The sequence below is a fragment of the Protofrankia sp. Cj5 genome, from assembly GCF_917627405.1.
Taxonomy (GTDB): domain Bacteria; phylum Actinomycetota; class Actinomycetes; order Frankiales; family Frankiaceae; genus Protofrankia.
On record NZ_CAKJTO010000010.1, the window covers coordinates 33476 to 44540 of the forward strand.

General features: G+C 67.5%; 13 protein-coding genes. 8 read left to right on the forward strand and 5 right to left on the reverse strand.

All coding sequences use genetic code 11. The annotated features are described in order from the left end of the window. Positions 1–411: 411 nt before the first annotated feature. Both MJ777_RS04180 and MJ777_RS04185 read right to left on the reverse strand, forming a co-directional pair. Positions 412–711, reverse strand: coding sequence for a DUF4193 family protein (locus tag MJ777_RS04180; RefSeq protein WP_239307891.1), 300 nt, complete (start codon positions 709–711; stop codon positions 412–414). 372 nt (positions 712–1083) lie between these two features. After that, positions 1084–1470, reverse strand: coding sequence for a co-chaperone GroES (locus MJ777_RS04185; protein WP_239307890.1), 387 nt, complete (start codon positions 1468–1470; stop codon positions 1084–1086). Between the two features lie 299 nt (positions 1471–1769). On the opposite strand from MJ777_RS04185, the gene MJ777_RS04190 reads away from it, so the two are divergent. The 7 genes from MJ777_RS04190 to MJ777_RS04220 all read left to right on the forward strand — a co-directional run bounded on the left by MJ777_RS04190 (position 1770) and on the right by MJ777_RS04220 (position 7717). After that, entirely contained in the window at positions 1770–2447 is a 678-nt protein-coding gene (locus MJ777_RS04190) for a hypothetical protein (RefSeq protein WP_239307889.1), read from the forward strand. 279 nt (positions 2448–2726) lie between these two features. After that, positions 2727–3998 (forward strand): hypothetical protein, encoded by a 1272-nt coding sequence (locus MJ777_RS04195; RefSeq protein WP_239373306.1) that lies wholly within the window; start codon positions 2727–2729, stop codon positions 3996–3998. Positions 3999–4297: 299 nt separating this feature from the next. After that, a complete protein-coding gene (locus MJ777_RS04200; RefSeq protein WP_239307888.1) occupies positions 4298–4780 on the forward strand; it encodes an ATP-binding protein in 483 nt (160 codons plus the stop codon). Positions 4781–4972: 192 nt separating this feature from the next. Next, the gene (locus MJ777_RS04205; protein WP_239307887.1) at positions 4973–5926 is read left to right on the forward strand and encodes a TerB family tellurite resistance protein; all 954 of its coding nucleotides are present in this window, start codon (positions 4973–4975) and stop codon (positions 5924–5926) included. A gap of 94 nt (positions 5927–6020) precedes the next feature. Beyond that, positions 6021–6518 carry an NUDIX domain-containing protein gene (locus MJ777_RS04210; protein WP_239373308.1) on the forward strand — a complete coding sequence of 166 codons (498 nt, stop codon included), beginning with the start codon at positions 6021–6023 and terminating at the stop codon, positions 6516–6518. Positions 6519–7046: 528 nt separating this feature from the next. Continuing rightward, positions 7047–7391 carry a type II toxin-antitoxin system RelE/ParE family toxin gene (locus tag MJ777_RS04215; RefSeq protein ID WP_239373310.1) on the forward strand — a complete coding sequence of 115 codons (345 nt, stop codon included), beginning with the start codon at positions 7047–7049 and terminating at the stop codon, positions 7389–7391. A gap of 20 nt (positions 7392–7411) precedes the next feature. Beyond that, on the forward strand, positions 7412–7717 hold the full coding sequence (locus MJ777_RS04220) for an XRE family transcriptional regulator (protein ID WP_239373312.1): 306 nt from the start codon (positions 7412–7414) through the stop codon (positions 7715–7717). A gap of 331 nt (positions 7718–8048) precedes the next feature. Here the strand turns inward: MJ777_RS04220 and MJ777_RS04225 are convergent, their stop codons facing one another. The 3 genes from MJ777_RS04225 to MJ777_RS04235 form a co-directional block, all read right to left on the reverse strand. After that, entirely contained in the window at positions 8049–8396 is a 348-nt protein-coding gene (locus tag MJ777_RS04225; RefSeq protein WP_239346039.1) for a DUF86 domain-containing protein, read from the reverse strand. Further along, positions 8386–8688 (reverse strand): nucleotidyltransferase family protein, encoded by a 303-nt coding sequence (locus MJ777_RS04230; RefSeq protein ID WP_239333541.1) that lies wholly within the window; start codon positions 8686–8688, stop codon positions 8386–8388. The genes MJ777_RS04225 and MJ777_RS04230 overlap by 11 nt, the downstream gene beginning before the upstream one ends. Before the next feature lie 68 nt (positions 8689–8756). Then, on the reverse strand, positions 8757–9311 hold the full coding sequence (locus MJ777_RS04235) for a Uma2 family endonuclease (protein WP_239373336.1): 555 nt from the start codon (positions 9309–9311) through the stop codon (positions 8757–8759). A gap of 243 nt (positions 9312–9554) precedes the next feature. On the opposite strand from MJ777_RS04235, the gene MJ777_RS04240 reads away from it, so the two are divergent. After that, on the forward strand, positions 9555–11015 hold the full coding sequence (locus tag MJ777_RS04240; protein ID WP_239373314.1) for an ATP-binding protein: 1461 nt from the start codon (positions 9555–9557) through the stop codon (positions 11013–11015). Positions 11016–11065 lie beyond the last annotated feature (50 nt).

An 11065-nucleotide genomic window follows, 5' to 3' on the forward strand; every position in this document is an offset into this window, starting at 1 on the left:
CCCCTATTGCCGGTCGCTCTAAGAGGAGCGTGGATCAGGGTGCGTGCCTCGCGAAGCGGCGCGGGGAGCCACCGGAGGTGGTGGGCGTCCACCGATGAGCCGGGGCACCCGTGCATCGGGCGGCGATGGGTGGGCAGCGATGACGCGAGGTGCGTGCCCCAGCCCCGCGACGCCGCGCCCCCGTTGCCGGTCACCCTTGGTGGTCGCCGCCGGAAGCCGGGGTTCCTGCCGGATTGGCGAAGCCGATCTGGGAGGTCCGTCGGGGTATGCCGGATGCCAGGCGGATGCGTCGCGAGGCGGCGCAGGCCCGACAGCGGTGTCCTACCGGGGCCGGCGACAACGACGCGAAGCGCCGGCTGGCATCCGGCAGGCGCCGGCAGGCCCTGGGCGAACTTCCGGCGGGGCGACCAATTAGGCGGCGCAGTCGGAGCAGACCGTCCGGCGAGCATCAGCGAGCTGGCTGCGATGGTGCACCAGGAAACAGCTGGTGCAGGTGAACTCGTCAGCCTGTCTCGGCAGCACCCGCAAAGACAGCTCCTCGTCACGGACCTCGGCGTCGGGGAGATCCAGCTCGGCCTCGAGCGCATCAACGTCATCTCCGAGATCGGCGGCAGCCCCGGCGCGCTGTGCCTTCAGCGTCTCCAGGCTCTGTTCCTGGAGCTCGTCCTCCTCGACATCAGCGCCCCGCCGGGCGTCGAAGTCACGAGCCATGAAGTCTCCTTCCTCACCAGATCGGATCGGCCGCACGCTGAGGCTCCGCGTGCGACCGCTTGTCGGTACCCACTCGGGCCTGCACCCGAACAGGATCGAGTGGTCACAATACGCAACGACCCTGGTGCGAACACAACGGGTGACGTTTGTCCGCATCCATGTGATCCACATATGGCCGGCATGAGACAACGGATCTCTCCCGGCCGACGCGAACAATACGGTCCCGCACGGCGATAGGCCAGGCATCACGTGCACAGCCCGATGTCAGACCCGCCACATGGTTACCCGAAGAGGGAATACCGGACAGGCTACGGATATCGTGCGGCGACCACGGATACGCGACGGCTACAGATAGACGATTACAGCTAACGGCTACAGATAGAGGCCGGTCAGTCCGTCATCCAGCCGCTCGGCGGCCACCGCGTGGACGTCCCGTTCCCTCAGCAGGATGTAGGTCGTGCCGTGCAGCTCGACCTCGGCGCGTTCCTCGGGGTCGTAAAGCACACGGTCACCCATCTGGATGGTACGTACCGCCATGCCCACCCCGACCACATCCGCCCAGGACAACCGCTTGCCCATCTGCGCGGTGGCCGGAATGACGATCCCGGCCTTTGACCGACGGTCGGTCGAGTCCTCACGCGGGGCAACCAAGACGCGATCATGAAGAAGTCTGATCGGCAACGACCCGGCCCGCATGTCCACGCCGGCCATCCCGCCGACGCCGGTGGCACCGTTGACCCCGCCGGAAGCAACACTCACGTGCCGGACACTACCCGCCACGACAACATTGCCCTACAACAGTGGCGCGACGCCGGTCTCCGCCCCAGCTACCCGACACCTGACCGGAGTCGGCAAGAGCACTGATTCCAGCGAGAAGCACACGAAGCTCCCTGGATGAGGAATGCACCCCCAACGGGGTATAAGCTGCCGCCCATCGCCGACCTGACCGTTGTGGTCAGGCCGGCGAGTCGGTGTCGGGACCGGGCGCACCAGCGTTCGCCGGCTCCGGCAGGCAACCGAAGATCGGCACGCAGGCAACCGTGAGATGAGGCGCGACGATGGCTTTGCGAATCAGTGTGGACCTCGATGGGCTACGCTGGGCTGATCTTTTCCGGTTCGTCGACCTGGCCCGCAACGGCGGCATCGGGCCGGAGGACCAGGTAGATGTGATCACTTATGGTAGCGACCCGCTGTCGGTCAGCCTGTCCGCGCGGATCTACCCGTCAGACTCCTTCGGTCCCGGTGACCAGGAGCTCGGCAACGAGGCCGCGGGGCGCTCCAGCGCCCCGGCCGGCACGCCACCCGTGGCCACAGCATCGCCCAACGGATCGTCGTTCGGTTACGACGTGACTCCCGGCGAGCGTGGCGCGGCCGCCAACGGCGCGCACTACCCGGCGTTCGAAGCCCCCGGTGAACGCCCTGGCCCAAGCACACCAAGCCTGCCGTCGTTCGGCGGCTACGACGGGCAGGGCGACCGCGGCGGTCCACCCGCGGCGAGCGGCACCCACTACCCGGCCTTCGACGGGCAGGGCGGCGACCGTATCGGTCCCGGTGGGGCGGGCGGGCAGTTCGCCGGTTTCGAGCCGGTCTTCGACCGGCAGGGCGGCGTCAAGGAGCCTGGCGCAGGTGGTCAGGGCCAGGTCGAGAGCCCTTACATCGAGGAGTTCGCCCGCCTGCAGGAGGGCCTGATGCGCCAGGCTCGCCGCCCGGAGGAGGTCCGTCCCGAACGGGGATGAAAAAATCAGAACGGGAGCGGGAACGCCCGGCCGTACCGCCCCACGCCGAGCCGGGTACCCACGTCCGTTATATCAGCGCATTCTATCAACGCACCGCATCGGGACCCACGGTGTCACAACCCATCACATCGACACACACGTCCTGATATGCGATGTGGGTGACACTCCGTTCGTGATTATGTGACAAACTACTACCAGCAGTCCTACAGTTGCCATAGTGACCGGTCGAGGGCCGTACCGGTAACACACCCCACGAAGTGATGGTGCATGCTGCCTGCGATGGAGGATCAGCGGACGGACGAGGTCGGGCGCTACCGCAACCAGTTGCGCTCGGAGCTTCACATGATCTCAAACGGACCCGTTCTCGCGGGTCCACGAATGATCAGACACATCGAATCCCTGCTGACCCTCCTCGATCTCCACCAGCCGAACGAGTTCGACCTGTGCATGAGCTGCGACCGGCTCTGGCCGTGCCCGACGATCATGATCGTCACAGGAGCCCCGGCAACCGATGGCGACGCACCTGTCGCGGAGTCCGACGGCGCCAGCAGCCAGTCCGTACCGGTTCTCCCGCCGTCCCCACCCGTTCCCGCCCCGCACGCGCATCCCAGCGGGCCGCTGCCGACAACGTCACGGCCGGGTGGGCACTCCTCCTCGCCCACAGCCGCGCAGGGTCCCAGCACGGGCGCCTACCCGGTCTCCGCGACCGCGGGCAATCCGACGGGATGGATCCCGTCCTCGGCCGCGTCGCTGTCCACCGGCGCGCATCGCATCCCGGCTCCACCAGCGCCCCAGGCAGGAACGCCCGCACCACCAGCAGCCGAGCGGTTCCCAGCGGCACAGCCACCCCCGCAGCCGCCGCTTCCGCCACAGTCACCAGCGGCACAGCCACCCCCGCAGCCGCCGCTTCCGCCACAGTCACCAGCGGCACAGCCACCCCCGCAGCCGCCGCTTCCGCCACAGCCACCAGCCGTGCCGTGGCCCCCGACCGCGGCACAGCCACCCAGCCCAGGCTCCCGCCCCATGCCGCCGGCACCGCGGCAGCACCCCACCGGCCCGATCCAGCCGCTCGGGCATGAGCAGCGGACGCCGCCCCGGCAACCCGCGCCGTGGAACGGCGGCGAACCGTCCGGGCAGCCGCATCACGGAGCAGCCATCCCCACAGCCCGCCCCGCGCCGCTGATTTCCGGGCCGATAGGGATCCCGCCCAGCCGGACGCCAGCCCAGCCTGTGCCGGCCGACCCGGGCATACCCGCGGGCAATGGCATGCCCCGAAGGTCGACACTGCCGGCTACCGACCGGAGCGCCCCTGGCCCCCAGCCACATCATCCGCGTTATCCGCACCCCGCGGCGCCGCGGGCTGAGGTCACGCACCCCGGAACGCCCCAGCAGCCGGGGACGCAGCCCCCACAACCTGGATCAACGCGACAGCCACAGGCACGGCCGTCCCAGGCCCCGCATCCGGAGCCACCGCCCAGCGGGGCGGACAACCGTGACGGCAACCGCTGGCCCGAATACGGCAGCATCCTCGACGGCATCGACGTGATCTAGGGCGTGTTTCGACAGCCGTCGTTCGACCAGCGGCCGGAGGCACCCGGCCCGCTCCTGAGAACAGCACCGCTACCTGGTGCGACAACCGTCGTCCGCCGAGATGCGTACCGCCCGATCACGCGCAAGGGTGAACCTGTGTTCGCCAAGTAGTCAACGGTCCGTGACAACATCGTGCCAACCAGGTTTGAAGGCAAACGCTGCGTGGCATGAAGGCGACAGTAGCGGGCTGGTGACGATGTTCGGACACATGGCGATGTTCGGCGGCGTGCCCGTCGGCAGTGATCGGTGGAGGGTGAGGCGTGGCCGAAACTCTTACCGCACGCTTCGATCTGCCCGCCAACACACGCGCCGCGGGGCGGGCACGGCGTCTTGTCAACGAGCTGCTGACCATCTGGGGCCGTGAGGAAGACGCCGAGGTCGCCCGCCTGCTGGTCAGTGAGGTCGTCACCAACGCCGTGCGCTATGCCCGGTGCGATGACCCGCTGCACATCCAGATCATCGCGCAGAACGACCGGGTACGGATCGCGGTGGGTGACGACAGCACGATCCGTCCCATCATGAGGACGGTGTGCGACGATGATGAATCCGGTCGCGGCATGCATCTGGTCGCGGCGCTGGCCAGCGAGTGGGGCGTGGTCGACAAGCCGGCCGAGGACAGCCCCGGTAAACATGTGTGGTTCGAGCTGACCGCGCCCGCGCGGGCAGCCATCCCCGTGAGCGCCGCCGGGCCGACGGCGCTCACGGGGATGGCTGGTGCCTGTCAGCCCGCGTTCTTCCCCTGACCATGTGCTTCCACACTCTTCCAGCGATTTTCCACTGTGCGTGCGATCGTCCGGGGACGGGTGTGCCAGCGTGGACAACCACGGTGGGCAGCTGTGATGACCCACTGTGATGGGTGGATGATGAGGCGAGGAGAGCATCAGCCTCATGGCGTAGCGTAATCGACAGCGCGAGGTCATCACCAGGGAGCCGCCATGCCCGTGCCCACGAATGTCCGGCTGGACGTGCGGATACTGCTCAGCACGGGAACGCACCTGGTGGTGCGGTATGTGCCGGCCGAATCGGCCCATGCGCTGCCCGGCGGGACCGTCGAACCTGGTGAAGACATCGTCACCGCCGCCTCCCGGCACCTGCGCGAGCTGCTGGGCTCGCACCGGGATGCGCACGTCGCGCCACTACCGCCACCGCAGCCGGGGCTGTCGGCATCCCCGGCGGTACCGGCCTTCGCGGCGTGCGTCGAACACGCGACCGGACCCGATGAGCGCACCATGACGCTCGTGTTCTCAGCCGATCTTCCCGACAAAGCGGACATACCCACCGCCTGTCTGGGCACACCGCTCGTCACGCTCCCCCTCACGAACCTCACTGAGCGGTCATTGACTCCCCCCGCGATAGCCAGCATGGCGATCCGCTGGCTGGAGGACCGCTGGCCGACCTGGTCTGGCCTGGCGGTCTCCGAACCCGAACCGTGGTGGAACCAGCTACGCGAGTCCGCGCACTCCCTGCGGGCACAGCTGGATGCCCGCCGGCACGAACTCACCGACGCGTCCTTCCGGGATGCGGCGGTGGCCATGTGCGCGCTCGTCGCCGCCGCCGACGGCACGATCGATGCGCGCGAACGGGAAGCGATGGCAGCCATCGTCACCAGCGATCCGGTCCTGGGCGCCTTTCCACCGGACGAGCTGCTCCGCCTGTTCGACGCGCATGTGGCCGCGTTCCGCGCGGATGCCACCGAGGCCAGGGCCGCGGCGCTGCGTGAGATCGCCAAGGTGCGGGGACGTAGGGTGCGGGCACGCTCGGTTATCCAGTTCGGCGCGGTGATCGGGCGCGCTGACGGCACGTTCGACCCGGCCGAGCGAGCCGCCGTCCAACAGGCGATCGGTGTTCTCGGGCTCGATCCCATGACCCTCGCCGTCCAGGCCGGCTAAGAACGCCCAGGCCCAGGCCCAGGCCCAAGCCGTCCAGGCTGAACATCCCTTGATCCCCGACCGCTTCTGCCAGTAAGAAAGGCGGGCCGACCCGGTGGACACCGTCACCGCAACCACGGCAGCATCCAGTGCGTCCAGCACATCGGTGGTATTGAGCGCACGCATGCTCTTCACCGCTGGCGAGCGCATCCTTGTCGCCAACCGCCGGGGGCAGGCCTGGTACTCGTTACCCGGCGGGAATGTGAAGCCAGGCGAGAGCGTGGAGGAAGCGCTGCGCCGCGGGATCCGGGAGGAGACCGGCCTGACCGCGCGCACCCTCGACTTCGTGGGATGCGTGGAGCACTCGTTCGTCGAAGCCGGCCAGGCATGGCAAGAGCTGAACATGGTGTTCGCCTCCGTTCTGCCGCCGTTCGCGGACATCGGCAGCCGGAAGGAGGCCATCGATCTTGGTTCGGTGGCCGTGGCCGATCTCCACGCTTTCGTGTTCCGGCCCGCGCACCTGCGAACGGCCATCCTGAGCTGGCTGAGCACCCGCCGGCCGGCCTGGTACGGCCCGGCTGGCGCACCGCGGCGGGAGGGCAGACCGGCCTGACGGCCTCACGGTAGATCACCCGGCCTTGTCTCACCGGCCTCACCGGTGCCCCAACAGTCGGGCAGTGGGGCGCCTCTGGTACAATCGCGCGCATTTTTACACCCACGTGACCGGAGCCAGAACCGTGTTGTCGATGTACCGCCTGTGGTGCTGACGTTGATGATGGACACGACCGCAGGATGGAGCGCAGCGTCGGCCGTTGCTACGCGTTCAACACCGGTAGCCGCAACGGCGTCAAGATCATGGAGATGCGACACGCTCAGAGGGACTCGACCCCCCAGCATCTTGATCCGTAGTTTGCCCGGGATCTTCCGTGGACGTCCGCTGGGGCTTGCCGGGTCCGAGGATCAGGGGGCGTGTGTCCGCCGACGTGTGTGGCTGTCTGCCGACTTGCCTGTCAGTATGACTGTCGGCTCGCGCTTCGAGGCATGGGCTCTCCACTGTGAGGGTGAGATCATGTGGGGTGCATATAGACTTTGACCTATAGAGGTTGCTGCCTATACTTGGCGAGTGCGCTGGGACGTCCGGTTGCTCGACGAGGTCGAAACGTGGTTGTTGGGTCTCGATGACCGTAGTTACGCATTGGTCGCTGCTGCCATCGAGAAGCTTGCGGACGAAGGCCCAGCCCTGGGCCGTCCTCTGGTCGACTCGGTGAAGGCGTCCCGGCATCACAACATGAAAGAGCTCAGGCCGGGATCGGCCGGCTCTACCGAGATGCGCGTTCTGTTCGTATTCGACCCGCAGCGGCGTGCTGTGCTGCTCGTCAGCGGGGACAAGTCCGGCACTTGGCGAAGTTGGTATGTCCGAAACATCAAGACTGCTGATGACCGGTACGACGGGTGGCTCCGCGGTGAATACGGCAATGGGAGCTGAGCGATGAGGAGGGACGTGCCGTGGCGAGTACGTGGGAGCAGGTACGGGCCAAGCGGCCTCCAGACGAGGGCTGGGTGGCTGAGTACCGCGCACGCCTGGATGCTGAGGTACGCGCCTACCGGCTCAGGGAGATTCGTGAGGAGCAGGGTCTGACGCAGGTCGAGTTGGCCGAGCGGATGCATGTGAAGCAGCCATCGGTGTCCGAGCTGGAGCGCGGCGGGCTCGATCGGGCGGGGCTGGCCACGATCAGGGCCTACGTGGAGGCCCTGGGCGGGAAGATCGAGATTATTGCCGACTTTGGTGATCGTCGAGTGGTCCTCGGCTGACCTCGAGGATGCGGCGCGCTTGGCTGGACTCGAACCCCCAACCTCTCGATCCGTAGCCCTCGGCGATATGTCCATGGATGCTCACCAACGTCTGTCCGCGCAGGTCACGGGCTTGGGGCCGTCCACCGACGTCTACGGGCGTCTACCCCTGTTGCAGTCCGTCATGACCCCTGGCGGGGCAACCCGGGACAGGATGGAACACGACAGGGGGCTTGGTTGTCCGACAACATCGGGCTACTTCCGACTCAGTACAACTGCAGTACGAAGCGCTCTGACTCTCCTTAACGGAGCGCGCGGAAGGAGAGTCCCCGATCTCCGAGACTGAGCGGATTCAGGTATCTTCGTCGACGGATGCGAGTACCCGGCGCAGGTCGGCGGCGAACTGGGGTAGTTGCTCCCTGGCCGCGGTGTGCAGGATCTCGAGGTCGACAGACCAGTAGCCGTGGACGATCCGGTTGCGTAGCCGCACTGGCTGCTTCCAGGCGATGTCTGGAAACTGCTTGGTGATCTCTTCGGAGAGCTGGCTGGCGGCTTCGCCGAGCACGGTGAAGTTCCACAGGAGCGCGTCGCGGCGCTGGCGGTCCGCCTCCAGACCGCCGGTGGTGATCCCATCGGTGAGTTTCCGCGCCTGGTCGGCTGCTTCGATCATCTCACCGAGAAGGAGGACGTCACGCCGCATAGACGGGCCGTGCTTCAGCCAGGACGGACGACCGTAGCAACGGGTGGAGCCCGCGGACGGAGACCAGATCGACAGGCCGGCCGAACAGATCGGCGAGGTCATCGGCAAGCTGCTCGATGTCCCAGCCCAGACGCCGGCCAGGCCGAAGGGTGTACAGGATGTCGATGTCGCTGTCGGCGGTCGCGGTGCCGCGCGCCTGCGAGCCGAACAGCTGGAGTTCGGCGATCCCGTACCGATCGCAGATCGCGGCAAGGCGGGCCTCGTCGATCTCCACTCCCGCGATGAGCCTCACCAGGCAAGGGTAGCCGCAGGCGTCACGCGACAGCGGCCGGTGACCCGCGGCTCAGCGGGATCCAGCCGCTACGGCCGGGTGAGGTCGATCTTCATCGGAAAGGGTGCGACGGCGTCGACGACACCGGTGAACACCTCTCCGTCACGGTAGGTCCTGCTCGCCGGGTCGAGAATGTAGGTGTGGACGACGGGAACCCCTGCGGGAGGTTGTTCGACTCGCCAGTAGTAGGAGATCCCGGCCCTGGCGTACTGCCCAGCCTTGACGATCCGGTCTGTCGTCTCCGAGCCCGGAGAGACCACCTCGACGACGAGCAGGATGTGCTCGGGGCGCGCTGGCATGACATCGATCGTGTCGGCGCGGTACACGACGACATCTGGACGTCGGTTCGTCAACGGCACGTCCTGGAGCCGGACGTCGACGTCGAAGTCGGCGTTCCGGTCCGGCCCGGCGGCGGCCTCCAGGGCGACCGCGAGGATCTTGATCAGCCGGTTGTGGCGCTTCGGCGCGCTGGGACGCACGACGACCATCCCGTCCACGATCTCGATGCCCGCGCACTGCTCGTCGGACCAGGAGCCGTACTGCTCCGCCGTGACCTGGTGGTGCATCCAGTCGGGAGCGATCATCTCCACGGTGATGACGTACCTCCTTCGGGCGACCGACAGTCATGATCCTTCTGGGCTAGCGTAGCGCCTGCGGGGGCTGGGCCTCGATGTTCAGCGTCGCCGGTACGACTCGTCGCAATGCCGCGATCGTCCGGAGCCCGGCGCGGAGGGCTCGCCTGGTAGCATTTGTGAAACGTACTTCGACGAACTATGGATCGATCAAGTAGGTTTCGGTCAACCATACTTCGATCCGAAGAGTGGACGATGGCCGTGCCTGTGAAGCCCCCTCACCTGTTCGACCGCGATGCCGAGTGGCGAGGCCTGACATCCTTCGTAGCCGACCCTCGTCCGGGGGCGACTCTCGGCGTGGTCAGCGGGCGGCGCCGGCAGGGCAAGAGCTATCTTCTTCAGGCGCTGGCCGCCGCTGCCGGCGGGATCTACTTTCCCGCGCTGGAACTGACTGAGGCGGTCTCGCTTCGGTTGTTCGCCGATGAACTCGTCAGGTTCACGGGCGCCCCGGTCCCGCCTCTCCGGGACTGGCTGGATGCCGTCCCATTCGTCCTGCGTGCCGCGAGCGGCCGCCCCACACCAGTCGTGATCGACGAGTTCCCCTTCCTGGTCAAGGCGTCGCCGGAGCTGCCATCGATCATCCAACGCGAACTCGGGCCGGGCGGCAGCGGCGGTACCAGCAGCGCGCGGCTCCTGCTGTGCGGCTCGGCGATGTCCGTCATGGGAGGCCTGTTGTCCGGGCAGGCACCCTTGCGCGGACGCGCGGGTCTTGAGTTGATGGTTCATCCCTTCGGCTACCAGGACGCCGCGCGGTTCTGGGGCGTCACGGATCCGGCGCTCGCGGTGCTCGTGCACTCCGTGGTTGGCGGAACACCCGCCTACCGTCGCGAGTTCGTCCGCGACGACTCCCCGTCGGGCCTGGGCGACTTCGACGCCTGGGTGACAAGGACCGTGCTGAACCCGCAGACCCCGCTGTTCCGCGAGGCCCGCTATCTGCTCGCGGAGGAGACGGACATCCGCGACCTGTCGCTGTACCACTCGGTGCTCTCCGCCGTCGCCGAGGGGAACTCGACCAGCGGGGGCATCGCCAGCTACGTCGGCAGGAAGGCCAACGAGATAGCCCACCCGCTGCGGGTTCTGGAGGACTCCCGGCTGCTGGTCAGGGAGCCCGACCTGTTCAGGCCGGGCAGGGCGGTCTACCGGATAGCCGAGCCGCTGATCAGCTTTTACCACGCGGTCATGAGCCGGGACTGGACGCGGCTGGAGCGCGGCGACGCGGCGACGATCTGGTCCAGCGCGCAGCCGCGGTTCCTTTCCCAGATCGTCGGGCCGCATTTCGAGACCATATGCCGCGATTATGCGATCATGGCCGACCCAGCGGTATTCGGAGGCCTGCCTGCCGAGGTGGGAGCGGGAATCGTCGCCGACCCCGCCAACAGGACTCAGATCCAGATCGATGTCGCCGTTCTCGCGCCGGCAGAACACGGACAACCGCGCAGGATTCTCTCGCTCGGGGAAACGAAGTGGGACCGGGTCATGGACCGGCGTCACGCCGACCGCCTGCGCCGCGCCCGCGACCTGCTCACGGCCAAGGGCTTTGACACCCGCGATACGCGCCTCGCCTGTTACTCGGGGGCGGGATTCCACCCGGGCCTGGAATCCGATGTTCCAAGCGATGTCCGCCTGATCGGCCTCGACCAGCTCTACGCAGGCTGACCGGCGGCGAGAGCCCCGTCGTAGCGCGCCGCAGGAAGATGGAACAGGCC